This window comes from Arthrobacter sp. K4-10C (assembly GCF_059090085.1).
In genome coordinates, this window is record NZ_JBNHFI010000007.1 from 253956 (window position 1) to 279062 (window position 25107).

21 protein-coding genes are annotated in these 25107 nt (G+C 64.5%); 12 read left to right on the forward strand and 9 right to left on the reverse strand.

Features of this window, described 5'->3' with window-relative positions:
- Window positions 1-175: 175 nt before the first annotated feature.
- The gene (locus AC5RUU_RS12025) at window positions 176-1465 is read right to left on the reverse strand and encodes an MFS transporter (protein WP_493975428.1); all 1290 of its coding nucleotides are present in this window, start codon (window positions 1463-1465) and stop codon (window positions 176-178) included.
- 454 nt (window positions 1466-1919) lie between these two features.
- On the opposite strand from AC5RUU_RS12025, the gene AC5RUU_RS12030 reads away from it, so the two are divergent.
- The 6 genes from AC5RUU_RS12030 to AC5RUU_RS12055 all read left to right on the forward strand — a co-directional run bounded on the left by AC5RUU_RS12030 (window position 1920) and on the right by AC5RUU_RS12055 (window position 8037).
- On the forward strand, window positions 1920-2594 hold the full coding sequence (locus tag AC5RUU_RS12030) for a haloacid dehalogenase type II (RefSeq protein WP_493975429.1): 675 nt from the start codon (window positions 1920-1922) through the stop codon (window positions 2592-2594).
- A 43-nt stretch (window positions 2595-2637) separates the two neighbouring features.
- Window positions 2638-2907, forward strand: a complete 270-nt coding sequence (locus AC5RUU_RS12035; RefSeq protein WP_493975430.1) for a hypothetical protein — start codon at window positions 2638-2640, stop codon at window positions 2905-2907.
- Window positions 2908-3005: 98 nt separating this feature from the next.
- The gene (locus AC5RUU_RS12040) at window positions 3006-4145 is read left to right on the forward strand and encodes a phosphotransferase (RefSeq protein ID WP_493975431.1); all 1140 of its coding nucleotides are present in this window, start codon (window positions 3006-3008) and stop codon (window positions 4143-4145) included.
- Between the two features lie 29 nt (window positions 4146-4174).
- Window positions 4175-5530: an aspartate aminotransferase family protein gene (locus AC5RUU_RS12045; RefSeq protein WP_493975432.1), complete on the forward strand. Its 1356-nt coding sequence runs from the start codon at window positions 4175-4177 to the stop codon at window positions 5528-5530.
- A 185-nt stretch (window positions 5531-5715) separates the two neighbouring features.
- Window positions 5716-6645: an ABC transporter substrate-binding protein gene (locus AC5RUU_RS12050; protein WP_493975433.1), complete on the forward strand. Its 930-nt coding sequence runs from the start codon at window positions 5716-5718 to the stop codon at window positions 6643-6645.
- Between the two features lie 240 nt (window positions 6646-6885).
- The gene (locus AC5RUU_RS12055; protein WP_493975434.1) at window positions 6886-8037 is read left to right on the forward strand and encodes an ROK family protein; all 1152 of its coding nucleotides are present in this window, start codon (window positions 6886-6888) and stop codon (window positions 8035-8037) included.
- A gap of 750 nt (window positions 8038-8787) precedes the next feature.
- On the opposite strand, the gene AC5RUU_RS12060 is transcribed toward AC5RUU_RS12055, so the two are convergent.
- Entirely contained in the window at window positions 8788-9297 is a 510-nt protein-coding gene (locus tag AC5RUU_RS12060) for a hypothetical protein (protein ID WP_493975435.1), read from the reverse strand.
- 67 nt (window positions 9298-9364) lie between these two features.
- Window positions 9365-10567, reverse strand: coding sequence for a cation:proton antiporter (locus AC5RUU_RS12065; RefSeq protein ID WP_493975436.1), 1203 nt, complete (start codon window positions 10565-10567; stop codon window positions 9365-9367).
- 133 nt (window positions 10568-10700) lie between these two features.
- Here AC5RUU_RS12065 and AC5RUU_RS12070 point away from each other — a divergent pair, with 133 nt between their 5' ends.
- Window positions 10701-11531 (forward strand): CAP domain-containing protein, encoded by an 831-nt coding sequence (locus AC5RUU_RS12070; RefSeq protein WP_493975437.1) that lies wholly within the window; start codon window positions 10701-10703, stop codon window positions 11529-11531.
- Window positions 11532-11826: 295 nt separating this feature from the next.
- The gene (locus AC5RUU_RS12075; RefSeq protein WP_493975438.1) at window positions 11827-12576 is read left to right on the forward strand and encodes an AfsR/SARP family transcriptional regulator; all 750 of its coding nucleotides are present in this window, start codon (window positions 11827-11829) and stop codon (window positions 12574-12576) included.
- A gap of 443 nt (window positions 12577-13019) precedes the next feature.
- On the opposite strand, the gene AC5RUU_RS12080 is transcribed toward AC5RUU_RS12075, so the two are convergent.
- Complete coding sequence (locus AC5RUU_RS12080; protein WP_493975439.1) at window positions 13020-14051, reverse strand: M12 family metallopeptidase; 1032 nt, start codon at window positions 14049-14051, stop codon at window positions 13020-13022.
- A 243-nt stretch (window positions 14052-14294) separates the two neighbouring features.
- Between AC5RUU_RS12080 and AC5RUU_RS12085 the strand changes: the two genes are divergently transcribed.
- The gene (locus AC5RUU_RS12085) at window positions 14295-15878 is read left to right on the forward strand and encodes an esterase/lipase family protein (RefSeq protein WP_493975440.1); all 1584 of its coding nucleotides are present in this window, start codon (window positions 14295-14297) and stop codon (window positions 15876-15878) included.
- Between the two features lie 8 nt (window positions 15879-15886).
- On the opposite strand, the gene AC5RUU_RS12090 is transcribed toward AC5RUU_RS12085, so the two are convergent.
- On the reverse strand, window positions 15887-16714 hold the full coding sequence (locus AC5RUU_RS12090) for a DNA/RNA non-specific endonuclease (protein ID WP_493975441.1): 828 nt from the start codon (window positions 16712-16714) through the stop codon (window positions 15887-15889).
- Between the two features lie 134 nt (window positions 16715-16848).
- Here AC5RUU_RS12090 and AC5RUU_RS12095 point away from each other — a divergent pair, with 134 nt between their 5' ends.
- A complete protein-coding gene (locus tag AC5RUU_RS12095) occupies window positions 16849-17481 on the forward strand; it encodes a dihydrofolate reductase family protein (RefSeq protein ID WP_493975442.1) in 633 nt (210 codons plus the stop codon).
- A 50-nt stretch (window positions 17482-17531) separates the two neighbouring features.
- Here the strand turns inward: AC5RUU_RS12095 and AC5RUU_RS12100 are convergent, their stop codons facing one another.
- Genes AC5RUU_RS12100 through AC5RUU_RS12110 form a run of 3 tightly spaced genes read right to left on the reverse strand, consistent with a single transcriptional unit; the run spans window position 17532 to window position 19333 of the window.
- A complete protein-coding gene (locus AC5RUU_RS12100) occupies window positions 17532-17933 on the reverse strand; it encodes a RidA family protein (protein ID WP_493975443.1) in 402 nt (133 codons plus the stop codon).
- A gap of 55 nt (window positions 17934-17988) precedes the next feature.
- Window positions 17989-18690, reverse strand: coding sequence for an SCO1664 family protein (locus tag AC5RUU_RS12105; RefSeq protein ID WP_493975476.1), 702 nt, complete (start codon window positions 18688-18690; stop codon window positions 17989-17991).
- A 10-nt stretch (window positions 18691-18700) separates the two neighbouring features.
- Entirely contained in the window at window positions 18701-19333 is a 633-nt protein-coding gene (locus AC5RUU_RS12110) for an MSMEG_4193 family putative phosphomutase (RefSeq protein WP_493975444.1), read from the reverse strand.
- 110 nt (window positions 19334-19443) lie between these two features.
- Between AC5RUU_RS12110 and AC5RUU_RS12115 the strand changes: the two genes are divergently transcribed.
- Both AC5RUU_RS12115 and AC5RUU_RS12120 read left to right on the forward strand, forming a co-directional pair.
- Window positions 19444-20832 carry a sigma 54-interacting transcriptional regulator gene (locus tag AC5RUU_RS12115; RefSeq protein ID WP_493975445.1) on the forward strand — a complete coding sequence of 463 codons (1389 nt, stop codon included), beginning with the start codon at window positions 19444-19446 and terminating at the stop codon, window positions 20830-20832.
- A gap of 14 nt (window positions 20833-20846) precedes the next feature.
- The gene (locus AC5RUU_RS12120) at window positions 20847-22847 is read left to right on the forward strand and encodes a vWA domain-containing protein (RefSeq protein ID WP_493975446.1); all 2001 of its coding nucleotides are present in this window, start codon (window positions 20847-20849) and stop codon (window positions 22845-22847) included.
- Window positions 22848-22854: 7 nt separating this feature from the next.
- Here the strand turns inward: AC5RUU_RS12120 and AC5RUU_RS12125 are convergent, their stop codons facing one another.
- A complete protein-coding gene (locus tag AC5RUU_RS12125; protein WP_493975447.1) occupies window positions 22855-25002 on the reverse strand; it encodes an amylo-alpha-1,6-glucosidase in 2148 nt (715 codons plus the stop codon).
- Window positions 25003-25107 lie beyond the last annotated feature (105 nt).

The window sequence follows — 25107 nt, forward strand, 5'->3', positions numbered from 1 at the left end:
TCAAGCTTGAAATGGCATAAATGCGTCTTGTTGAAGGCTCCCGACCCGCTTAGGCGGCTATGCGGAACGTCTGCGGGTGCGCAGGCAGAAAACGGACGACGGCGGGTGGCCTGTGAAGCGGTTGCCGGCTGCGTCCTGCAAGGCGCGCTGGGCGGGATTTCCGGAATGCCGGTTCTCAGGCAGCAGCCCGGGATCCCCGTCGAATCTCGACGCGGCTGGGGGAGCCGGGGATGAACCGGCGGATGAAGGTTGCCGTTATTGCCCCGAGCAGGGACAGGAGGAGCCAGGGGGCGAGTGCATTGACTGATGGCGTGTAGGCGAGTTCGTACAGCGGGGCGAGGGCTGTGTTGCCGATGACGACCGTTAGGCCTCCGGCGCTTGCGAGCAGTCCGTAATATGCGCCAGTGGGACGTCCGGCCGCAAATTCCAGCACCAGCCCCATGGCGATGGGCAGCACGCACATGTTGCCGAGTGCAAGACCTGTCACCAGCAAAAAGGCCGGTAGTGTGGGGAGTCCGCTGGGCGGCGGGACTACGGCCATTGCAGCGAGTGAGGCGAAGCCGAGGGATTGCAAAGCAAAGCCCAGGGAAAGCGCAACCTTCGGACCGGCCTTGCGCATGAGCCGCGCTATCGGCCATTGAAGCGTGATGGTCAGGATGGATGCGTAGCCAAAGACCACTGCCAGGGCCTGGACACCCGCACCGCTGCGTTCAAGTTCCACCGGAAGCCCGAAATACAACTGGTTGGTCGCCAGGAGATTGACGCTGAAGAAGGCTGCGAACCCTATGAATTTCTTCTCCCTGAGGCAGGACCAAAGGTCCGACGGCGGTAAGTCGTTTGGCAGCTTGGCTGAGGTTTGGGGCGCTTGAGCCGGGGTTTTCGGCAGAAACAGCCAAAAGACCAGAGCCATCACGGCAAAGACGGCGGCCCCGACCAGCAGGGAAGTGTCAAAGCCGGTATCGAGTAGAAGGGATCCCAGCAGGGGACCGACAACTACGCCCACTTCGCCGCAGACCACCAGCAGTGCAAAGAGGGTGGATCTGTTGTTCTGCCGTTCGCCGCCGCTGTGGTCGGCCTCCCGGGATATCCGATCCTGGCGGTCGCCTTCGTCGGTCGTGCTGCGCTCGGCGGCAGCGCCAACGAGGCTTTGCAGTGCAGGCGAAAACAGCGCCCCGCCAATGCCGGTGACGATGGCTCCGATCAGGAATAGCGGGAAGTCTGCGGCCCAAGCGAGCAGCAGAAAGCCGGCAATCCGGACCAGGCATCCGGTAATCATGGATTGCCGGGCTCCCCACCGGTCGGCAAGTGCCCCACCGAAAAGGAAAAGACCCTGCTGGGCGAAGGTTCGCGCGCCAAGAACGATCCCGATGGCCATCGCGCCCATTCCGAAGTCGTTCCGCATAGCTACCGCGAGGAACGGCACTACTGCATAGAAGCCGATGTTGAAGACCAGTTGGCTGGCCAACAGCAGTTGCGGCGCAGGTTCAACTCTGGCAGGACGCCGACGCGTAGGTTTCAAGCGCAAGTTCCGCGCCGCCGTCGGACTCATCTCTTGCAGCCTACTGGCAGGGCGGGGAGCATGTTGATTCCTTACATCAGGGGTGGGGTAGGGGATTGCTGACCATCTTATCAAGAATCATTCGCAATAATAGGGTTCCGGCGAAGTATATCCAGCTATAGCCGCCTCCGGGCCTCCATTGATAGTTGAGGTGCCCAGCATTCGGCCAGCCACTTGGGTTTCCACGCGGACCTCCGCGGGAATAATCGCAGAAAGTTGTTGACAATCGACAGCTCCGCGATTTAGATTCATCGTGGATCAAAAAGCGCGGCTCGGCCGCTGCGGACAGCAGACGAGCTGACAACAGCCGCCGCCTTCTCCTAACACCTCAATGACCTAACACCTCAATGAAGGACTAATCATGGCTACAACCAATTTCCGGCCGAAGTACGTCTCCTTTGATTGCTATGGCACGCTCGTCAACTTCAACATTGATCCCACCACCCGTCGCCTCCTGGATGGCCGTATCTCTGAAGAGCAGTGGCCTGCCTTCAAGGCGATGTTCCGCGGGTACCGGTACGACGAGGTCTGCGGCGACTACAAGCCATACGAGCAGATCTTCCAGGATTCCTTTGACCGGGTCTGCAAGCGGTGGGGTCTGGAGCCGACCGAAGGAGCCGGCGCAGAGTTCACTGATGCCGTACGCGGCTGGGTTGCCCACGAGGACGTGCCGGCTCCACTGAAGACGATGGGCGACAACTACCAGCTGGTGATCCTGTCCAACGCGGACGACAGCTTCCTGGACATCACTGTTCCGAGGCTCGGTGCAGACTTCCACGCTGTCTACACCGCTGAACAGGCCCGGGCCTACAAGCCGCGCTATCAGGCCTTTGAGTACATGCTGGACACCCTTAACGCCAACCCTGAGGACTTCCTGCACGTGTCCTCGCACACCCGGTACGACCTGATGCCGATGCACGACATGGGCTTCCGGAACACCATTCTGCTGGACCGTGGCTATGACCCCATCACCGAGGGTTACAACTACACCACCGTGAAGTCCCTGGACGAACTGAACAAGCACCTCGGTCTCTAAACCGGTTCCTGTGCGAAGCGTCTTTGAACAGAAGTTGATCTGAATGACGGATGGCAACCTGGCCGTTGTTGGATTGGGCAACATCGGCAGCATGGGCCTCTGGCAGGCCTCCCGCCTGTCCGATTCCGTCACCGGATTCGAAGCCGCTTCTCCCGCCCACGGCCGCAGCGCCGGGGGCGGGGACACCGGCCTGTTCCGCATCGCCGAAACCTCCGACGGCGTCACCATCACCTCCCGCCAGAAGTCCTGGACCTTCGAGAACGTCAAAGTCGCCTCCGGCGCTGGTCCCAACGCCCCATGCCCGGCTACCTGAGGGCGCAGACAGAAACACGAAGGATGCTTCGTCCGACCCGAACGTTTCAGCTCGCGACAGCCGTCCTCCTGACTTCCTTCGACTACTGAAAGGGTGAGATGAGTTCCTCTCTTGACCCCACCGCACTTCATACCGGCCTGGCTGCGGCCACCTGGGACGGCGGCCGCACGCAGGCGGCCGGGGACGCCAATAGCGGCTCTGCCTTTATCGACGCCGTTGCGTTGGAGAGTGGACTCCTGGCAGAGCAATCCCAGCTCCCGGACTCGACTGTCATGGAACTCCTTGAACAGTCCTACGCCCTGAAGGGGAGGCTTGTTCGGATTCCCACCGAGAAGGACGAGACTTTCCGCCTGCGGGACGGCGAGGAAACGTATCTGGTGAAAGTGTCCTCATCCGAAGAGGATCCGGTGATCGTCCACCTTCAGACGGCATGCATGGAGCATTTGGAGCGGACTGCCACGGATCTTCCCGTCCAGCGTCTTGTCAGGAGCCTTGGCGGAGATCCACAGGTCCTCATCCCGGCGCCTGACGGACCCTTTGACCGGGTACTTCGGGTGATGCGCTTCATGCCGGGTGATTTGCTGGCCCATCACCAGGCCTCGGCGGTTCAGCTTCAGCTGGTGGGCTCAAGCCTCGCCCGTCTGGCCCTTGCGTTGGAGGACTTCGACCATCCTCGAGCCGACCGCCTGCTCCTCTGGGACCTCAAGCACTTTTACCGGATGCGGCCGTTCCTTGACTTTGTGGATGGGCAGCAAAAACGCGCCATGGCAGAGCACATATTCGACCAGTTCGACCAGACGGTGGTTCCGCTTCTCCATTCCCTGACCTCGCAGGTCGTGCACGGGGATTTCAGCCCGTTCAATGTCCTTGTCGACCCGGACAGGCAGGAGTATGTGGCTGGGATTATCGACTTCGGAGACGTCGTGCGAACCCCGGTGATCTTCGACCTCAGCGTCACCATGGCCAACCTGCTGGGCGCAAACCCCGCCAGGCCCTGGGAGCATGCACTTGACGTCATGGAAGGCTATTGGAGCGTCCGGCCGCTGCCCGCCCAGGAGTTGGAGGCCCTGATCATCTCGGCCCAGGCCCGCCTCCTCCTGCGGGCCCTGATAACCCAATGGCGGGCAAGCCAACTGCCTCAAAGGCGCGATTACCTCCTCTCCCACTCAAAACCGGACTGGGACCGGCTCGCCTTCACAGTCGCAGCCCCTGCACCAAAGCTGCCTTTCACATTCTGAACCCGACCAACAAGCCTTCAGGAGAATCCATGGATACTTCCCAAATTCGCAAGCCGTCCAAAGCCACGATCAACGGCTTTGATCCCAAGCGCCTCGGCGAGCTCCCAGACCAGATGCAGAAGAACATCCTGCGCCGGGACAAGAGCCTCGGACCCGGTTACCGGCTCTTCTATGACACCCCCGTGGAGGTAGTACGCGGCAAGGGCGTCACGTTGTTCGACCGGGACGGAAATGAGTATCTCGACGTCTACAACAACGTCCCCTCTGTCGGCCACGCACACCCGCGGGTCATAGCCGCTGTCCACGAGCAAATGCAGACGCTGAACACCAATACCCGTTATGTGCAGGAATCGATCCTGGACTACTCCGAGCAGCTCCTGTCCACGTTCCCGGCCGAGCTGGGCCATGTCATGTTCACCTGCACCGGCTCCGAAGCCAATGACCTCGCCATGCGCGTGGCTAAATACGCAACCGGAAACCAGGGCATCATCGTCACGTCCGGGGCATATCACGGTTTGACCGCCGAGGTAGCATCATTCTCGCCGTCCTTGGGCGCCGGTGTGCCCCTGGGCACAAATGTGCGGGTCATCGACGCGCCGGACGCCCTGCGATACTCATCGGATCGAGTATCCCTGGAGGACCACCTGCGGAATCAGGTGCGTGCCGCCATCGCTGATCTTCACCGGCACGGCATCGGACTGGCGGCCTTTATCGCTGACAGCATCTTCTCTTCCGACGGTATCTTCGCAGGCCCAACGGGCTTCCTCAGCCCGATCATCGAAGAGGTTCATGCCGCAGGCGGCCTCTACATCGCAGATGAAGTACAGCCTGGCTTCGGCCGTACCGGCCAGGAATGGTGGGGCTTCCAACGCCACGGAATCGTTCCGGACATCGTGACCATCGGCAAACCCATGGGTAACGGCATTCCCGTTGCGGCAGCCATCTTCAAGCCCGGACTGCTGGTGGAGTTCGGGAAGAACATCCGCTACTTCAACACCTTCGGCGGAAACTCCGTCGCCATCGCCGCTGCCCAGGCCGTCCTGGACGCTATCCGCGAGGAATCACTGATGGAAAACGCCCTGAAGGTGGGCGAAAAGATCCTCACTGGACTGAAAGACCTTACCGAGGGCATGGACCGGGTTGCAGAAGTTCGCGGAACGGGCTTCTTCGTCGGTGTAGACCTCGTGACTGATCGATCCACACTTACACCCGACGGGGAGGCTGCCGCTGGCATCGTAAATGCCCTCCGGCAAGACCGGATTCTCATCTCTGCCTGTGGCGCCCAAGGCAACGTCCTGAAGCTCCGCCCGCCAATGCCCTTTTCCAGTGACGACGCCGATCGCCTGCTCGAAGGAATGGGCCGTGCTTTCAAACCACTGCGCTAAGGCCAGGATCCGCTGGTCCTTGATAACCAGTGAAACACGGAGCACAAAGAGAGTAGGTGCCCACAAACGCGATGGGCCAACGCAGTGTCGGCCCCTGTCCCGGCAGGAGTACGAACGTCAATGTACCAAAAAATCTCATTCAATCAGCGGATTACTTCAGTTGAAAGCATTTGAAGGGAAGCACCATGAAGACCAGAAACAAAATCCAGACTGCGGCTGCAGGGCTTGCTGTCCTGCTTACCCTGACTGCCTGTGGCGGCACGGCAGCAACGAGCACCCAGGACACGGACATCCCCAAGACGCAGAACACTCGTGACGTCTCTGAGGGTGTCCAGCCGGACGCGGCGGCGGTGGCACTGTTGCCCGAGTCGTATAAGGCCCGGGGTGAACTGACGGTTGCGATGGATCTGAGTTCCCCGCCGATGACGTTCCTGGCGGAGGACAACACCACCCCGATTGGGGTGAACCCGGACCTCGCCCGTTTGGTGGCTAAGAAGCTGGGGCTGAAGCTGAAGTTCGAGAACACGGCGTTCGACACGATTATTCCAGGTATCGACGGCGGCCGGTACGATTTCACCGCTACCACCATGTCCGCCACCGAGGAGCGGCTGAAGGTGCTGGACATGATCAACTACCTCAAGGGCGGCTCGGCGGTGGCCGTGCCCCACGGCAACCCGCTCAATCTGACCAACGAGACTCTGTGCGGCAAGAACATTGGCGTGACCAAGGGTTCCACCCAGCAGTTGAAGCACCTGCCGAACGTTTCGAAGTGGACCTGCGAGGAAAAGGGCCAGCCGGCCATCAACGCCATCACGCTGCCCAACGTCCAGGAGGCACTGACGCAGCTGGACTCCAAGCGGATCGACGGCGTCTTCTACGACGCCAGCGCCTTGGCCTGGGCCAACGAACAGCAGCCCAACCACTTCACCATCCTGGAGCCGAGGATGGATACGCGCACGGACACCAACGTCGCCATGGGTGTGAAGAAAGGATCACCGCTGACACCGGCACTCCAGGCAGCGATCCAGTCCGTCCTGGAAACCCCGGAATACAAGGACTCCTTGGAATACTGGGGCCTGGAAGAATCAGCCATCACTGAAGCCAAGATGCGCTAGTACCAATCGATGCGTGAATACTCCGTACGATTCCCTGGGAGTTGAGCGCGCCAGGCAGCATCTATCCGGTACCCAGGCCGAGCCCGTAATGGGCCTCCGGACCGACCGACCAGTACGCCCCGGCAGTTTTGTTGTTCTGCCGGGGCCGGCGGACGGTTGGACAGATCTAGCCCCTATCGGCGAAACCGGAGCATCGCCATCATGTACCTGTTCCCGGTTCAATGACTTTAGGGTTGTGCTATGAGCAGCAGCCCCACGGCGCGTGACTACAGCAAGGCGTCGGTCCTTGATGCGGTCCTCTCAGAGGCACCTTTGACGCGGAACAGACTGATCGAACTGACGCGTTTGAGCCAGGCTACGGTGTCCCGGAAGGTGGATGAGCTTCGTCTTGAGGGTCTCGTCGTCGAGCAGGGAGTCAATTTGGTTGTGCGCCGTGGTCGGCCCTCCACATATCTGGATGTACCGGGCACGGCGGGGCACATTGTCGGTATCGCTTCCGGGGCGCAAACCACTTGCGTCCTGGTATCAGATCTGAGGGGTCGCGAGGTTAGGCACGTAATTGTTCCGAGCCTCCAGGGAAGCGATGCCGGAACCACTGCCGAATGGCTGGTCGACTTGATTCTGGAGACCAGCGATTCAGCAGAGGGGCCATTGCGCCAAATCGTCGCCGCGCTGCCCGGCCGGGTCCGGAATGGAACTAGACGGTCCGGGACACAAGAATCAATGAAGATTTTTGTGGATCCTCTGCTCCAGAAGACTATTGAAGATCGACTGAAGGCTCCCGTGATCCTCGAGAGCGATGCCAGTGCGTCCCTGCGGGGGATCCTGAAGGACGATGCGAGCATAGGGAATGCTGCTTTGTTCATGCTTAGTACGGTGTTGAGCTTCGCCAGTTGTACTGACCATGAGATCGCCCACGGGCGGACCCCTGCTTTCGGCGATCTTGGTCGTGTTCTCTTCTCCGGCGTTGGGAACGAGACGCTTGACGGGCTGTTGAGCACAAAGGGTCTCCTCCAATTCGCCCGGATGCGGGGACTGGACTTGGAGGGTATCGAAGCACTCTGGTCCCAGCCACAGGAAGCGTCGGCCCGCGCGGAAGTAGTGGAGGCTTTTACGACGGCGATAGTAACCGCCGTCGGTGCCGTCGCGGTGACGCTGGACCCGCAGTCCGTGTACTTTGTCGGCCGCTTGAGTCCGCTCGTGGACGAAGTCCTTCCCGAAGCACGGGAGCGACTGGCGCAAAGCCTTCCCATCGTCCCGGAGATCAGGCTCGTGTCGCAAGAGCTGGGACTATCGGTGGCCCGGGGAGCGGCGTATGCCGCCCTTGCCCTGGCCAAGTGCCGGCTCCGGGAATCGGTGCTTGAGGCCCGGCGCGAGGACCAAGGCCTGTAGCAGGCGCCTGCTGCCTGACAGACCGCCGGTTGGGTAAGGCGTTGGCGAAAGGCCAGGAACCGGGTTGCGGACGTCGCCGTACGAAGAGGGCAGGAAGCGTTCCCTCGCATCCGTCATCCGGGACCTGTCGTGGACCTGGCGGACCGCTGTGCGAGTAGAGTCAACCGCGGACTTTCCTGAGCCGCAGCCTGCGCTTGCCAGCTGACGTCTGACTCCCGCGCTTGCCAGCCGACGTCTGACTTGTGACAGGGCGGACGCGGCGCCAGGGCCTGTAAGGGAGGTTGCTGACGGGCTTGCCGGGAGGCTGAGCCGAAGCTACCAGCGACGACCCGTTCCGGCGACGGCGCAGCCGTACTAGCACGAGGACCGTCAAACCGATCCAGGCCGAAGCAGCACAGAAGATCAGGATCAACGACGCGGTCGTGCTCATGGCTAAGTTTAGGTGCGTGGCGAGGTGGATGCTCCATGCGCTGACTAAGGGTTACTCACTCGTGATTGAAGGGCCCGTGGCGGTGTCGTTATCTGTTCATAATCGTGACGTGTTCAGATCTATCCAGAGCTGGCCGCCTCATGCCAGAACGCCCGTCGAAGTGCTGGCCTTGGCATCGTCAGAAAGCTGGTCACCCAGCAGCAGGTCAGAAAAGGGGGCGTTCCTTCAGGCTTTTGCCGTTGTGAGGCTGACCAAAGTAGGCGGAAGGAACGCCCACTCTTAGTCGCTTCACCCCCAGCCTTCACACGGAGGAAACCCCTTTAACCCCCGCCTGTGTCAATGGCGGCCGATCGTGGCGCCCGCAACCCGCTGTAGGCAGCAGCAACCCCGGCCAGAAAAATGACGACGGCCACATACACCGGGCCGAGGTGGCCGGGCGTGGCCAGTCCCCACGGGTAGTGCGCGGGGACCGACACTCCGAGCGCGACGACCGTGACGACTACGGCGGTAGTGAGGGCCCAGCGTTCTCCCCGCCGCACGCCGTACCAGGCCAGGCCGGAGATGGCGAGTCCGGTGGCAGCGATGAAGCCGCTGAGCGCGATATGCAGGTGGCTGATGTAGTGGGACAGCTGCGGGCTGAACGCCTCCACTTCCGTCTTTCCCTTGTCCACTTCGCCGGGACCGATGCCCAGCTCAAGGAATGCCCCCGTGAAGTTGACTATCAGGAAGACTGCGGCGTACGCCACGAATGCCAGCCCTGCCAGCGCCATGAGAGCCGCTCCCGTCCGAAGGCGCGTCTGCTTTCCGTGGGTCGTTTCTATGGCAGGCATTGCTGCCACCCCTTTCTTTGCCAGCCAGGTGTTCGAAATAGGCCTGGTGTTCGAATAGAAGAGGGCACTACCCCGTCTCCGCGTCCGCCGTTGGCTTCAGCGCTGGTTTACGTGGGCGCTGACGGAGTGCGAGCAGGGGAAACAGGAGTACCGAGAGCATTCCCGCTCCCACCAGGGCGGCCGAGATTCCGCTCGGGATCAGCCCCTCGTCCCGTCCGATGGCGGTCACAGCCACGATGATCGGCAGTCCCGTGGCACCAAACAGGACGATGGAGCGTTTGAGGGCGGCCGTGGAACGCGCCGGTGCCGCGAGCAGCGACGGCAGACCGCGGATGATCAGCAGGAGGACCAGGAACAGCGGGACCAGGGCGAGTGCGGCCGGGCTGGCTGTGAGCGCGCGCAAGTCGAAGTCGATGCCGGTGTCGATGAAGAAGATGGGAACCAGGAAGCCGAAAGCGATGGCGTCGAGCTTCATCTCGATCACGTGGCGGTCATGCCCGGGGGCGCGCGCGATAGCCACCTTCCAGAGGACTCCGGCGGCGAATGCGCCCAGCAGCATGTCCAGCCCCAGCACCATGCTGAGCACCACGAGCACGGTAAGGATGAACATGATGGACCTGACGGCGAACTGGCCACTCGTGTGCAGGGTCCGGGTGACCTGGGAATGGAGCAAGGTATGCCGTGCCCGGGAAGCGAGGAAAATTGCCAGCCCGGTGAGGAGGACAAACCCGAGAAGGACCGCTGTTGCCGGCCCCAACTGCCTGCCGCTGAAGAAGAGCGAGATGGCAACCAGGGGACCGAACTCACCCGCCGCACCCAGTGCAGTGACCGCGACGCCGAGCGGGGACTTCGATTCGCCGGCATCACGAAGGATGGGCAGCAGTGCGCCCAGCGCCGTAGAGCACAAGGCGACGCCGATGATCACCGCTGCCGCCGGGGACGGTGCGAGGACAAAGCCGGCGCCAATGCCTGCCGCCAGTGAGATTGCCCAGCCGGCAGAGGCGCGGCGGGCGGGCCGTCCGCGGATCAGGGCGAAATCTATTTCGTTGCCGGCAACGAAGAAGAGCATGGCGAGCCCGAACTGGGCGAGTGTGTCGATGAACTCTGTGGGTTGAATCCAACCCAGCAGGCTGGGGCCGAGCAGGATTCCAAGGACAATCTCGAACACAACGATCGGCACCTTGACCACACGGTCGAGGAAGCGGGCAGCGAGCGGAGCCACGATAGCCAGCACGGCAATCAAAACCAGTGACGTAGACAAGCCATGCATCGGCGGTACCTCCGGTACCTCGGCTGCTGTGAAGGAAGAGTGCATCAAAGCTACCGCCTACGCCAGTACCGGCGCCATATACCGTCCGTCACGCAATGTGCACTCGGGCAGGACCAACGGGTACGGTCTTCGGATGCGAAAAGACAAGAAACACATCGCTGCCTCCCTGTCCATCCTCGTCCTGTCCGGCGGTCTGCTGACCGCCGGTTCCGCTTCCGCCGGCGCCTTTCCGTGGCCCTTCGATTGGCCCGCCTGGACCAGCGCCAGCGTTCAGTCCCCGGCACCCGCCGGCACCGCTTCCGCTTCCGTGACCCGGTCACCAGCCCCTGTAGAGTCAGCCCCCAGCGCTCCGACGACGGCGTCTCCCGAACCTGCGCCGGCTACGTCGTCTCCCGCCCCGGCACTGTCCGATTCCGCCCCGGCACCCGCCGCCGCCGTTCCCGCTGCCTCGTCTCCGGCACCCGCACAGGCTGTTCCCGCACAGGCTGTTCCCGCCCCGGCTCCCGCCGCCCCAACGGCGCCGGCGCCCGCCCCGGCGCCGGCCGCTGCCACCGGCTCTGCGTCGAACGCGGTTGCCCAGCGCTCTTTCGAGCTCATCAACCAGTACAGGACGGCCAACGGCCTCACTCCGCTGCGCTACAACACCGGGCTCGAAACCGTGGCGCAGAACTGGTCAAACACCATGATGAATGACATCAACGCATCCGGCAGCGCCGGCTTCAGGCACAACCCGGACGCAAGTACGCAGATCCCGTCCGGCTGGACCAGCTGTGCGGAGAACATCGCCGTCAACGCCGACGCTGATGCCCTCTTCGCGGCCTGGAAGGCCTCCCCGGGCCACAACGCCAACATGCTCAACCCGAAACTGACGGACTTCGGCTTCGGCGCCGCCCGGCTTTCCGGGGGTTCGCCGTACGGGGCGCAGCTGGTGGCCACACAGAATTTCGCCACCTACGCGAAGTAGCCCCCTTCGCCCGAACCTACGGGCAAGCCTGGTCCAGGGAGTCCAGGGGGCAGGTCCTGTACAGGCGCAAGGAACGACGGCGGCCGCCGTCGTTCCTTGTTTAAGGAAACCTCATTGGGGGCTCGCGGCAGCGGCAGGAGTGTGAGAGACGCATCTCCCTAAACAATTAGGGGTTTGTTGATTGACTTTCTTTTTCAACGTGAGGATCCTCAATTTTACAAACTCAGTGCAATAACCCTGCTCAGATCGGGTAGCCATGGGCAATGACGATGATGGAGTTTTTGAGTTAGACCTCATGCGGTCCTGGCAGCTCCGCCGGGACGGGGAAGTTGTTCACGTCGCAGCACGCCAACAGCGGCTCATCGCCGCACTGGCGGTCCGCGGTGCCAGCCTCCGAAACTACGTCGCCGGCATGCTCTGGCCCGAATACCCGGACGATAAAGCCCTGGAAAGCCTGCGGGTTACAGTTCACCTGGTCACGCGGCAACTGCCGGGCCTGCTCGTCAAAGACGGAGCCTTGCTGTCCCTGGACGCACGGGTTGAGGTTGACCTCCACAAGGTCCGGGCCCTTCTGAAAGCGGCTGCTCTGTCGGCCGGGGCTGTGGCGGCAGCCCAGCTGCAGGACTTGCGGGACCTGGAATTCCTGCCCGGCTGGTATGAGGACTGGGTGCTGTTCGAGCAGGGGCGGCTGCGGCACGACCAGCTCCGCGTCCTCACACTGCTTTCAGGGCAGTTTTCCAGCCAGGGTGATCATGGTTCGGCTGCGGAAGCGGCGAGCGCAGCACTGGAAATCGAACCGCTCTACGAAAGTGCCGTCCGGTTCCTGGTCGCGGCAGAACTGGCCCAGGGAAACCTCGCCTCCGCCCTGATCACGTACGAGAAGTACCAGGAGCAACTGCGGAAGGATATGGGCGTCGAGCCCTCCGAGGCCCTCAAACAACTGATCAGCGAAGTCGTCAAACCCCAGGCCCGAGGGGCAGCCGAGCAGCTACTTCCCACCTGGGGCGGCAGTTTGGGACCGCAGCCACTGTTGCACAATGTGTAGGACCTTGTCCGGGTCGGCAGCGGAAACAGTGGTGTGCTCGTGGCCAAGTGCAGGGCCGTAGGTGATCCTGGCCCGAAATCCGGCTGGCTGTCCGGCATGCTCATGCCAGGTGCGGATCACCAAGGTACCGGCGTCCGAAACGTCTTGAATAGGTTCCTGCCCGTTACCGGGTGCTGCCGCAACGTCGTCCGCTCGCATCGTCTCCCCACTCTCCGCCGGGACCGTTCCCGCTTAAAGGGACGGGCTGACTGCCGTCAACCCGTCCTGCCGGCCGCGGTGCTTCCAGGAAATGCAGGGCACTGAACCGAACTGCTCTCATCCTGCCCCAGAACAGATCGGTCGCCGGATCCCTTTATCAAAGATTCAGACAAACTTGAGCAACGCGCCGCGGCATGGCCTTGAGGTGGTGCCACAACCGGCTCCGCACCTGCATGGATGAGGGCTCACCAACACATGAGGGCCGTCTGGCCCGACTCACCGGCCCAATACAGCCTTACCCGCACCACGTAGTGCCGTCCCTGGAAGAGCTTGGCCGAAAGACGCGAATTACGCTCCTCGCCGCTGTCGTCGTCGCCGGCTACGAAACGCAGCTCGCCGTCCACGCTCTCGAAAAGCACCAGCACAGTGTCCGCCGTCCCAAAGGTGCCAATTTCGTACGTCCGTGAGGCAGCGGGCTCCAGCGCGAAATCCGCCTGCTCTGCTGGGCTCAAAGAGAGCGGCACGGATTTGAACGGTTCAAGGAGGGGAACTTCGGCCTTGATCGGCGGGAAAAACTTCAGCACCCATTCCCTGTCCGCTTCCGACAGGCCACCGGGAGGATTCAACCCTGCCTGAAACCTCGCAGGTTCCCTGATGAGTCCCGCAGGAAACCAATATTCCATGACGGAATCGGGGTCCCAGGCCGAGCCTTCCACCTCGTTTGCGTCGATCTTCCGCAACACATTGTGGAGTGTTTGTTCCGGCGGCCAGTGGTTTGGTGCGCCACCAAAGTATTCGTAGACCTTGGGTTCATCCCAGACGATGCCGGCGAACGGGTTCTGGTGTTCGTGGGGCATGCCCAGCGTGTGGCCTATCTCGTGCAGCGCCGTGGTCCGGCCGTACTCGTCCGTGAGGTCCCAGCCGAAGTTCATGGTTGGCTCGGTGGCGTTGATCTCCAGAACGTCGCGCCCCACATAGGACCAGGAGCCATCACTTTGATCAAAGGCAATCCGGACCTCCGCCTCGCTCCTGTCCGCCACCTCGGAAAACTTCAGGCCGATGCCCAGGTCCTTCCATTCCTGGAAGGCTCTCCGCACGGCCGCCTTCTGCGGCGCCGGCCCGTCAAAGAACCAGTAGTGAAGGACCGTGCCGTTCACCCACTTCCCCCGAAGTCGGCGGATGAGCCGCTCCCTGCCTGGTTCCAGGTCGGGCCGGAGCACCGCGCGTGTTTGTGGTTTGGTGTCACAGTGCGGCCGGACAGTTTCTGCGGCGGTCATGTCTGCCCCCTTTGCTGGTGATCCTTGGTAAACCAACCGCTGCCCCGGAGACGGATTGCAGGACGGTCTCCTCCCAGTAGAACGCTGCGGCGTTACTGCCGCATTACCGCTTTCCGGCCGGCCCGGCAGGGCAGGCAGGTGCGTGTAACGCCGTCGTAACGGCCCGCATGCTCAACTGCCCGCACCGCACGCGGACCACCATGTCCGCGGACGGGACCCGAAGCTCCGGAAAGGGGACAGACAGTGGGCAATCCAGGTGACGACGGCAGGCTGCCCCTCATCTATGTGAGAGGGTATGCCGGAAACGGCAGCGCCATTAACAGCGCGGTGGACGATCCCTTCTACGGCTTCAGCCAGGGGTCAGTGCATGTCCGCTCGGACAGCCATGGCAGGGCCCAGTTCCATCAGTTCGAATCCCCAATGCTGCGCCTCATCACCGACCACAAATATGAAGTACCCGTCCACGGAGACCAATGGGCATTCCTGCAGGGCGTGGAACCGGGCGCCGTCAATCCCGCCTCCGTATGGATACACCGCTTCTACGACAACTCCGCAGATACCTTCGACCAGGACCCGGAAAGCTTCTCTTTCGAAGCGGCCGCCCGCGATCTCTTCAAGCTGATCAAGCTGGTACTCGACAGGACGGGAGCCCCCAAAGTCTTCCTGGTTGCGCACTCCATGGGCGGGCTGGTCTGCCGGTCCCTCCTGCAACGCGTAATCCCCGAGGAACTCGCGGATCCGGACGGCACAATCGACCCCGCAGCCGGGGCAAAGTACGTCGCAAGGGTGTTCACCTACGCCACACCCCACGGCGGCATCAGCTTCGCCATCGGGTACGGGCTCCTGGAACGGATCAGGGACGCAACGGGCATCCAGGGTGCCGATATCTTCGGACCTGACCGCATGTATGACTACCTCACTCCCGCAGCGCGCAGGCGGACCCTTCGGCGCGAAAGTTTCAAGGGTACGGAAATGCCCGACGACGGGTTCCCGGTTTCCGAACTCTTCTGCCTGGTTGGCTCCAATCCCGAAGACTATGACGTTGCCTTCGGGCTGTCCTCCAAAGCCGTCGGTGCACGCAGCGACGGCTTGGTGCAGATTGACAATGCCGCCGTCCGTGGCGCGCCCCTGGCCATCGTCCATCGTAGCCACAGCGGGCGGTACGGCATCGTCAACTCGGAAGAGGGTTACCAGAACCTTCAACGGTTCCTCTTCGGAGACCTGAAGATCCAGATTGAGCTGGTCGGCTTCGCCGTCGGCCGGGACGCCCCGGACGAGGTCGAGTTCCAGCTGGATGTGGGCGTGGCGATCCGCGGGCTGCCTGTCCTGGTCCACGAGCAAAGTGCCGCACATTTCTGCCCGGTGCATATCGAGCGCTGGAAGGAAGGCGATCCCATCGATTCACCGCAGCCGCTGCTCACCACGTTCCTCTCGTCGCAGGCACCCCGGCCGCTGGTCGGTGGACGGACGGTGCCCAGGCTGCGGCACGCGCTGATGCTGCGGCTGCTGTCCATCGCCGAGAAGCAGGGCCGCTTCTTCTTCGACGATCACATGGAGCAGACGGAGGACTGGCAGGACACGCTGGTGGTGGACATAGAACCGCCGTCCGCAGGTCAGCCCCTGCCAAAGGCCTGGGCTGCCTGGAACAGCACCATCCCGATGGCCCTGCGGGACTGGAACCCGGGGGACAGGGACCGGCTGCTGGACAGGGACGGGACACCCAACAGGTGGAGCGGACGCATCGAAGTTCCGGAGGTGATGAAGCCTCTTCTCGGCAGGAACGCCGGACTGCAGATCAGCGTGACACCGAGGGCCCTGCCTCTATAATCCGGCTGTCACCATCGGATGTCGGTGAGACTTCCCAAAGGCATCCGGTCGTCAGCTGCCAGCAGGGCGGTACGGCCGTCCTCACCCCGCAGCGGCCCCGCAAACCGCAGGTGGGTGCGCTCCTCCAGTTCAGGAATGCTGACCTGGTAGGCCCGGAACTCGTCCAAATCCAACGCCTCCAGGGGATTCAGGTTCTGCGTGAGCAGGAACGCCGTGCTTCGAAACTCACCCTTCTCCATATACGCGAGGATCTTCCAGTACTCCCGTGGCAGCCGGACGCCCCGGTACTCGCGGTCATTGTCGCGGAAGATGGGTCCGCCGAACGCCGTGACCTTCAGGTCCTGGACCTCCACGTCGGCAAAGACGGCTTCTTCCAGCCGTCCCCAAATACCGTCCTTCCCGCTTTGGTTGAAGTCGTCCATCTGGGGTGCGATGTTGGTGAAGAAGAACGAATCGTCATTGGCCCTCTTTGCCTCGGGCAGCGGGCCCCACAGCAGGTCTGCGCGGCGGGCAATGTGACCGCGGTCCAGGCGGTTGCCGCCGTAAAGCTCGTCGCCGTTCTGGAACTGCCCCGGAATCCGGGAGTCCTTAACGAAAGGGATGCCCTTCCGGCTCACCCTCTTGATGCTGCCGCCGTCGATATTCCAGGCCACCCAGCGCGCGAACCGCCGTGACTTGCTGACCGCGAGGGAGAAGTGGGTATAGGGGATGACGGCTGAACCGTTGAGCTGGACCGTGTCGTCCAGCAGGGCGGCATCGATCGCGGGCGGCTCCAACTCATTGCCCAGGAACCCTGAAGCGTAGCCGCCGTTCTGGAGATTCTGCTGCTCAGCCATGTCGCGGACACTAGTTCCGCGGACGTTATCCCGACGTTACAGCGCTCGCCGGGACGGCGGGCGGACCGTAAGCTGATGCCTGCGGACAAGTTCACAGCGGGAGGCGGCCAGGCCGCCACGAGGAGGACAGTGCCATGACAACAGCTACCGGCCGGGTGGTCTGCGACATCACCATCACAGCAGACGGATACTCTGCCGGGCCCAACCAAACGGAGCAGCGTCCCTTCGGCGACGACGGCAGTGACGGTTCGGGGGACCGGCTGCACGCATGGATGTTCGAAACCCCCGACGAGAACCGTGCCGAGATCGAACAGATCGGGGCCGCCAAGGCATTCATCATGGGCCGCAACATGTTTGGCCCCGTGCGCGGCGGATGGAACTGGCAGTGGAACGGCTGGTGGGGCACCAACCCGCCGTTCCACGCCCCGGTCTTCGTGCTCACGCACCATGCACGCGATCCGCAGCCAATGGAAGGCGGCACCACCTTCCACTTCGTCACGGACGGAATCGGGTCGGCCCTGGCGCAAGCACGCGCCGCGGCCGGCGGCGGGGACGTCGCGGTCCAGGGCGGTGCCACCACCGCCAACCAGTACCTGGCCGCGGGGCTGATCGACGAGCTGCGCCTGCATATAGCGCCCCTTACGCTTGGCGCCGGTACGCGGCTGTTCGACGGCGTCCCGCCCCTCAACCTGGAACAGATAAGTTCCCGGGCCGCCCGCCAGGTCACGCACGTGACCTACAGGGTGCTGCCGCACCAGGCCGGCTGAGCCTGCCCGTTTAGACCCCAGCGGCGCCCTTCCGACGACAGAGTGGCCTGTTACCGCATCACCGCGGCAACCGCACTGATCTCGACCAGAGCGCCGGACACCCCCAGACCGGAGACAAACGCGGCGGTCACCAGGGCCGGTTCATCGGAGGCCAACACCGCAGCGATGGCGCCGTACCCGGCCGCGATATCGGCGCCCTCCACGAAGAGCACTGTCCATTGCACGACGTCACCGAGGGTAGCGCCGGCCGCTGCGAGCGCAGTCCTTGCGTTTTCAAGGGCGCGTGCCGACTGCGCAGCCACATCGCCCTGCCCGACTAGGGCGCCGCTGGCGTCCACTGCGTTCTGGCCGCCCACGTAGATGGTGGTTGCGCCGGGCGGAACAACTGCGACGTGGCTAAACGCCGGGCTTACAACGAGGCCTTGGGGACGAATGCGCTGGATGGATGCCATGCGATCATGGTCCCACCCCTCGGCGACTGCCGGGGAAGGCCGCGCCGCCGGTCGCTCACACCAGCGGCCACGGGTAGCGCATGCCGGTAGGGTCATGCGGCAACACCGGTTCGAGGAGCAGGCCTTGGACCCGCCTTTGCAGGGCGGCAGCCTCACCCCGGTCCAGGAAGCCGGCCACCCCGGGAGGCACCGCCTCCGCCAGGGGAGCGATGTCCTCCAGCAGGGCATCCGGGATCGGCGTACCCGCGAAGTCCCAGATGACCGTGCGCAGCTTGAACAGGGCCGAGAAGCACAGGCCATGGTCGATGCCCCACACCCGTCCGTCATGGCCCCGCAGCACGTGCCCGCTTTTCCGGTCCGTGTTGTTGGCGACGTAGTCGAACAAGGCAATCTGCACCAGGCTGGGGTGGGTTTCCGGAGCGTCAGCGTACAGCGTGAAGTAATGCTCGCGGAAGTCGCACTCCACAAACCACTGAAGGGACCCGATCCCCAGCGGCGCTTCCGTCCGGACCACCGTGGGCGGCACGATGCCCCACTGCAGGTATTCACTGAGCTGGTACGCCGCGCATTCCCGCTTGTACAGTCCGGGCTCGAAGTCGGACAGCGGCCGCTCGCCCGCCTCTGGCTTGTAGATGGCCCGGGCGGCGTCTTCCCCGCAGGCCACCTGGACCAGGAAAGTGGCGTTGCTGCTGCGCGGCATCCGTCCCAGCAGTTGGACGCTGCCCATGCCGAGCAGCGTCAGCTCCTGTGCCGGCACCCGTCCCATGTCACGGCTCCCTCAGTCCGCGCAGGGATTCGGTCGTCGAGTTCACCATGAGCACGGCCGGCGCACGCCCCGGGGAATAGGAGACCGCCGACACGGACCCGGTGCTGATGACGATCCGCTGGAAGAGGTCCAGGTGCGTGCCCAGTGCGTGGGCCACCGCGGCCTTGATGGGGTCGGCATGGGAGAAACAAGCGACGACGCCTCCCGGGTTGGCTGCGCTGAGCACCTCCAGTGCCTCCACCATCCGGGCCTGCATCTGCCGGAAGCTTTCCCCGTTGGGGAACCTGAAGGCGGACGGGTGGTGCTGCACTGCTTGCCACTCGGGCAAGCCGGCCAGCTCCGCGAGCGCAGCCCCGGTCCAGTCCCCGAAGTCACATTCGACCAGGCCGGCGTCCGGCTGCACCTTCAATCCGGCACGCAGTGCCGTGGGCTCCGCCGTTTCGCAGGCCCGCTCCAGCGGCGAGGAGTACACCGCATCCACGGGAAGGCCCGTGAGCCGTTCCGCCACGTGTTCCGCCTGCCCACGCCCCCGGTCGGACAGGTGCAGGCCCGGCGCCCGGCCAGGCAGCAGGGTTCCCGTAGTGGGTGTTTCGCCGTGGCGCACCAGCAGCAGAAGTGTGCTCTTCGCATCCATCACGCTAAGCGTAGCGGTGGCGGCATCCAGGGTAAGCCCGGTCAGGGGCAGAACCGGGGAATTGTGGGAGTTTCCTCGATCTCCCGGCAGGACGGGCTTACCGTAGAGGGGTGAGTGAGCGTCCCGATATCTTCACCGTCGGCGAGCTGCGTGCTGCCGGCCATCTCCACAAGGACCTAAGGCACGAGATCCGCGACAACCTGCTTGCCGCGCTCGCGGCCGGCCGGGATCCGTGGCCAGGCTTGTACGGGTTCAGCCGCACTGTCCTGCCCCAGTTGGAGCGGGCCCTGATCGCCGGCCACGACGTGGTCCTGCTTGGGGAAAGGGGACAGGGCAAGACGCGCCTGCTGCGCACCCTGGCCGGGATGCTGGATGAGTGGTCGCCGGTGATCGAGGACTCCGAACTCAACGAACACCCGTACCAGCCCATCACCGAGCAGTCCCGGGCACGGGCGCTCACCGAGGGGGACCGGCTGCGGGTGGCGTGGCGCCACCGCTCGGAACGCTACGTTGAGAAGCTTGCCACGCCGGACACCTCCGTGGCCGACCTCATTGGCGACGTGGACCCCATGCGCGTCGCCGAGGGCCGCCGGCTGGGAGACCCGGAGACCATCCATTACGGCCTGGTCCCGCGTTCCAACCGCGGGATCATCGCCATCAATGAGCTGCCGGACCTCGCGGAGCGGATCCAGGTGGCCATGCTCAACGTGATGGAGGAACGCGACATCCAGATCCGCGGCTACGTGCTGCGGCTGCCCCTTGACGTGCTGGTGGTCGCCTCCGCCAACCCGGAGGACTACACCAACCGCGGCCGGATCATTACCCCGCTAAAGGACCGCTTCGGCGCCGAGATCCGCACCCATTACCCCATCGAGCTGGAGGACGAGGTGGCCGTCATCCGGCAGGAGGGCCGGCTGGTGGCGGACGTCCCGCCGGTCATCCTTGAGATCCTGGCCCGCTACACCCGGGCGCTGCGGCAGTCCCCGGCCATCAAACAGACCTCCGGAGTTTCCGCCCGGTTTGCCATCGCGGGTGCTGAGACAGTGGCCGCCGCCGCCCTGCGCCGCGCGAGCGTGTGCGGCGAGGACCAGGCGGTGGCAAGGATCATCGACCTGGAACCCGCGGCGGAGGTCCTGACCGGGAAGATCGAGTTCGAGTCGGGTGAGGAAGGGCGGGAGCAGGGCGTCCTTGACCACCTCCTGCGCACAGCCACTGCCGACGCCGTCCGGGCGCACTTCCAGGGCATCGACATGGGGCCGCTGGTGGCGGCGCTGGACGGCCACACCACCGTGACCACCGGCGACCAGGTCACCGCCGGGGAGTTCCTCCGGAACCTGCCTCCGCTCAACGGGTCCGGCCTTTATGACGAAATCAGCGGGCGCCTGGGTGCAGAGAACGACGGCCAGCGGGCAGCCGCCGTCGAACTGGCACTGGAGGGGCTCTACCTTGCCAGGCGGATTTCCAAGGAGTCCGACGACGAGGCAACGGTCTACGGCTAGCTGCAGGAGGCATCATGGCGCTGCACCACCGCTCCAGGTACGGCAGGTACGCCGGCGGGCCGGACCCGCTTGCCCCGCCGGTGGACCTGGCCGAGGTGCTGGAGGCGGTGGCCGAGGACGTCATGGCCGGCTACTCGCCCCGGCACGCCCTGCAGGAGTTCCTTCGCCGCGGCGGCAGCCACCGGGATGGTCTGGACGACCTGGCTGCCCGCGTCCAGCAGCGCAGGAAGGACTTGCTGGGTCGCCACCGGCTGGACGGCACCCTCGACGAGGTGCGGAAGCTGCTGGACACCGCGGTGCTGGAGGAACGCAAGCAGCTCGCCCGGGACGCCATGATGGACAACACGGACCGTGCCTTCCGGGAAATGCTGCTGCAGAACCTCCCGGCCTCCACAGCAGCGGCAGTCAACGAACTGGCCTCCTACGACTGGCAGTCCGGTGCCGCCGGGGAAGCGTACGAAAGGATCAAGGACTTGCTGGGCCGGGAAGTCCTGGACCAGCGCTTTGCCGGGATGAAGCAGGCGCTCGAGAACGCCATGGACGAGGACCGCGAGGCTGTCAACGGGATGCTGCGCGACCTCAACGAACTGCTCGACAAGCACCGCCGCGGCGAAGACACCGACGCCGGCTTCCGGGAGTTCATGGCACCGCACGGCCACTTCTTCCCGGAGAACCCGCAATCGGTCGAGGAGCTGATCGACGCCCTGGCGAAGCGGGCGGCGGCGGCCCAGCGGCTCCTGCAATCCATGACGCCCGAGCAGCGCGACGAACTGCTGCGGCTGTCCGCGCAGGCATTCGGGTCGCCGGAACTGATGGGCCAGCTCGACCAGCTCGACTCGAACCTCCGGGCGCTGCGCCCCGGCGAGGACTGGACGGGATCCGAGCGTTTTGAGGGCCAGGAGGGGCTGGGACTGGGCGACGGCACCGGGGTGTTGCAGGACGTCGCCGAACTCGACACCCTGGCCGAGCAGCTCTCCCAGTCCTACAGCGGATCGCACCTGGACGATCTTGACCTGGACGCGCTGGCCCGCCAACTGGGGCAGGACGCGGCCGTGACCGCGCGGACCCTTGCCGAGATTGAGCGGGCCATGCACGACGGCGGCTACCTGCGGCGGGGTGCCGACGGGGACCTCCGGCTATCCCCGCAGGCCATGCGGAGGCTGGGTAAGTCGCTGTTGCGGGACACCGCGAAGCAGCTGTCCGGCCGGCAGGGGCGCCGGGACACCCGGGCCGCCGGTGCTGCGGGCGACCAGACCGGCTCCAGCCGGCAGTGGGAGTTCGGGGACGCCGGGCCATGGGACGTCACGCGAACCATGACCAACGCGATCCGCCGCACAGTGGCCGGCGGCGAAGATCCCGGCCGCGGCTTCCGTCTGGGGGTGGGGGACATCGAAGTAACTGAAACGGAGGCTCGGACCCAGGCCGCCGTCGTCCTGCTCGTGGACGTGTCCTTCTCGATGGCGGCGGAGGGACGCTGGGTGCCCATGAAGCGCACCGCGCTCGCCCTGCACCACCTCGTCTCCACCCGGTTCCGCGGTGACCGGCTGCAGCTGGTCACGTTCGGCCGGTATGCCCAGTCCATGGACATTTCCCAGCTGACCGCCCTGCCGGCGCTGCGGGAGCAGGGCACCAACCTCCACCACGGCCTGCTGCTGGCCGGCCGCTTCTTCCGCCAGCACCCGTCGATGCAGCATGTCCTCCTGGTGGTGACGGACGGCGAACCGACCGCACACCTGCTGGCCGACGGCGACTCGTGGTTCTGCTGGCCGCCGGACAGGGAAACCATCCGGGTCACGGTCACCGAACTCGACCGCCTGGGGCGCGCGGGAGTGCAGGCCACGTTCTTCCGTTTGGGCGGGGATCCCGGGCTGGAACGGTTCGTCCAGCGCATGGCCCGCCGGATTGACGGGCGGGTGGTTGCGCCTGACGTGGGTGGCCTTGGTGCCGCTGTGGTGGGGGAGTACCTGCGCGCCCACGTCCGCAGTTCCTACGGCGACGCCGACTGGGCGCTCTAGGGGCTTCCTAGCCTTCGCTTCCCAGGCCTGCCTCCGCCACGAGCTCGGTGAGCCACGGGCGGTGTCCACGGTGGAATTTCAGGTCCTCCGGCAGGCCCTGCACCCGGGGCTCGGAGCCGGTGATGTCGATGGTCATCCGGCCGCCGGCCATGGGCGCGTTGGTGATATGCAGGTCGCCGTAGGAGGCCGGCAGGGCGGGGTCCATCCAGAACCCGCCGCGGGAAACGTGGGCGTCATACCGCATCAGGCTGGTGATCAGCATGATGGGCGTGGTGGCCGCCCAGGCCTGCGGCGAGCAGGCGGTGGGATACGGCACGGGCTCGGCAACCTGGTCGCGGCTGAACCCGCAGAAGAGTTCCGGCAGCCTGCCGTTCGAAAAATCGGCCGCTTCCAGCAGTGCCGTAGCGATCCGCTGCGCCTCCTCCACGAAGCCGTAGCGCATCAGGCCGGCCGCGATGATCGCGTTGTCATGGGGCCAGACCGATCCGTTGTGGTAGCTGGCGGGGTTGTAGGCACCCATATCGCTGGCAAGGGTCCGGACACCCCAGCCGCTGAACATTTCGGGCGACATCAGCCGCTCGGCCACGAGCGGAGCCTTGTCATCGTCCACGATGCCGTGCCACAGGCATTGCCCCATGTTCGACGCGCACGCGTCCACCGGCCTTTTGTTGCCGTCCAAGGCGACCGCGTACCAGCCACGGTCAGGCAGCCAGAACTCGTCGTTGAACTTCTTCTTCAGCCTGGCCGCCTCCGCGGTGAGCTGCGCTGCCATCGGTGCGTCCCCGGCGTCGTATGCCATCCACGCCCGGGACAGCAGCGCGGAGTAGACCAAAGCCTGCACTTCGCAAAGGGCAATGGGTGGCTCGGCCAGCGTTCCGTCGGCGAAATTGATGCCGTCCCAGGAGTCCTTCCAGCCCTGGTTGAGAAGGCCCTGTTCGTTGAGGCGGGAGTACTCGACAAAGCCGTCGCCGTCCTTGTCGCCGTATGTCCGTACCCAGTCCAGCGCGCGGTCGGCGTGGGGCAGGAGGGAAGCGATGGTGTCCTTGGCGAAGCCCCAGCGGCTGACCGAGCCCAGTGCCATGACGAACTGGGGAGTGGCGTCCACGCTGCCGTAGTAGACCGACTTACCGCCCAGTGCCAGTCCGCTGGAAACCCCCAGCCTGACCTCGTGCAGGATCTTCCCGGGCTCCTCCTCGCTCATCGGATCCACCACTTTGCCCTGGCGGTCGGCCAGCGTCTGCAGCGTGCCAAGCGCCAGGGACGGGTCTACCGGAAGCGCCATTTCCGAGGCCCACAGGGAGTCGCGCCCGAACAGTGTCATGAACCACGGAGCGCCCGCGGCCACGACGATCCGCTCCGGATGCGCGGGATCTTCGATCCGCAGGGCACCCAGGTCGTCGTAGCTGCGCCGGAGCGTCCGCTCGATGGAGCGGTTTGTCATGTGCAGCCGGGGGATCTTGGCCATCCATTCCTGGCGCCGGCGGTCGCTCGGCGAAATCCCGCCCCCGGGCGGACGGACGGGCAGGGCCGCACCGTTGCCGGAGGGCACCACACTCACGTGCGTGCTCCACTGTCCGCGCGGCGGGACCACCGCCAGATAGGTGAGGGCGTCCGGGATGGCAGCGGCGCCGCCGCCCCGGACCAGTACGGCCTTCCGGACGCCGTGCCAGGCTGCGCTGATGGTGAGGGAATCGCCGTCGATGCCCCGGGATTCCTCCCAACGCCGATGGACCCTTGCCTCCTTCACCTCGAAGAGATCGGCGAAATCGGACTCCACGGCCACTGACACACGGCATTCTGCCGGGTCGGATGAGTAGTTCCTGATGGTGATTTCCTCGGCAACGCCTGCGGCCACCTCCCGGAGGCGCTCCACGATCAGGGGGCTGTCGGCATACCCGTCCGAACGGGGAACGCGGCCGATGAAGAGTGCGCGGTAGGGTTCCTTCGTCTCCGCAGTCAGCGGCTCGAGGGACTGCCCGTTGACAGTAAGGTTCCAGCGCGACAGGATCCGGGTGTCCTCGTGGAAGACGCCGTGGGGATGTTCCGGATGGATGTCACCGTTGGCAGAGGAGATGCAGAAGCACGAGCCCTCCACCAAGGTGACGGTTCCGGCCCCCAGGGGCCCCGCAGCGGTGTCGGCATTCCATCCAGCCATGGAATGACGCTACGCCTGGGCCGGACCGGATAAAAGGGGCACGGCCTTGAACCTGCACACCTCCGGGCATAGCATTGCCGCCACACCAGCGCCGATCGGATCGAG

What these genes read in the sequence shown, in the direction of transcription:
- AC5RUU_RS12065 (WP_493975436.1), bottom strand. Translation starts at nt 10,567, where the DNA reads ATGCATGGCTTGTCTACGTCACTGGTTTTGATTGCCGTGCTGGCTATC.
- AC5RUU_RS12090 (WP_493975441.1), bottom strand. Translation starts at nt 16,714, where the DNA reads ATGGCTGAGCAGCAGAATCTCCAGAACGGCGGCTACGCTTCAGGGTTC.
- AC5RUU_RS12080 (WP_493975439.1), bottom strand. Translation starts at nt 14,051, where the DNA reads ATGACCGCCGCAGAAACTGTCCGGCCGCACTGTGACACCAAACCACAA.
- AC5RUU_RS12075 (WP_493975438.1), top strand. Translation starts at nt 11,827, where the DNA reads ATGCGGTCCTGGCAGCTCCGCCGGGACGGGGAAGTTGTTCACGTCGCA.
- AC5RUU_RS12030 (WP_493975429.1), top strand. Translation starts at nt 1,920, where the DNA reads ATGGCTACAACCAATTTCCGGCCGAAGTACGTCTCCTTTGATTGCTAT.
- AC5RUU_RS12045 (WP_493975432.1), top strand. Translation starts at nt 4,175, where the DNA reads ATGGATACTTCCCAAATTCGCAAGCCGTCCAAAGCCACGATCAACGGC.
- AC5RUU_RS12125 (WP_493975447.1), bottom strand. Translation starts at nt 25,002, where the DNA reads ATGGCTGGATGGAATGCCGACACCGCTGCGGGGCCCCTGGGGGCCGGA.
- AC5RUU_RS12095 (WP_493975442.1), top strand. Translation starts at nt 16,849, where the DNA reads ATGACAACAGCTACCGGCCGGGTGGTCTGCGACATCACCATCACAGCA.
- AC5RUU_RS12035 (WP_493975430.1), top strand. Translation starts at nt 2,638, where the DNA reads ATGACGGATGGCAACCTGGCCGTTGTTGGATTGGGCAACATCGGCAGC.
- AC5RUU_RS12120 (WP_493975446.1), top strand. Translation starts at nt 20,847, where the DNA reads ATGGCGCTGCACCACCGCTCCAGGTACGGCAGGTACGCCGGCGGGCCG.
- AC5RUU_RS12110 (WP_493975444.1), bottom strand. Translation starts at nt 19,333, where the DNA reads ATGGATGCGAAGAGCACACTTCTGCTGCTGGTGCGCCACGGCGAAACA.
- AC5RUU_RS12040 (WP_493975431.1), top strand. Translation starts at nt 3,006, where the DNA reads ATGAGTTCCTCTCTTGACCCCACCGCACTTCATACCGGCCTGGCTGCG.
- AC5RUU_RS12100 (WP_493975443.1), bottom strand. Translation starts at nt 17,933, where the DNA reads ATGGCATCCATCCAGCGCATTCGTCCCCAAGGCCTCGTTGTAAGCCCG.
- AC5RUU_RS12060 (WP_493975435.1), bottom strand. Translation starts at nt 9,297, where the DNA reads ATGCCTGCCATAGAAACGACCCACGGAAAGCAGACGCGCCTTCGGACG.
- AC5RUU_RS12055 (WP_493975434.1), top strand. Translation starts at nt 6,886, where the DNA reads ATGAGCAGCAGCCCCACGGCGCGTGACTACAGCAAGGCGTCGGTCCTT.
- AC5RUU_RS12050 (WP_493975433.1), top strand. Translation starts at nt 5,716, where the DNA reads ATGAAGACCAGAAACAAAATCCAGACTGCGGCTGCAGGGCTTGCTGTC.
- AC5RUU_RS12070 (WP_493975437.1), top strand. Translation starts at nt 10,701, where the DNA reads ATGCGAAAAGACAAGAAACACATCGCTGCCTCCCTGTCCATCCTCGTC.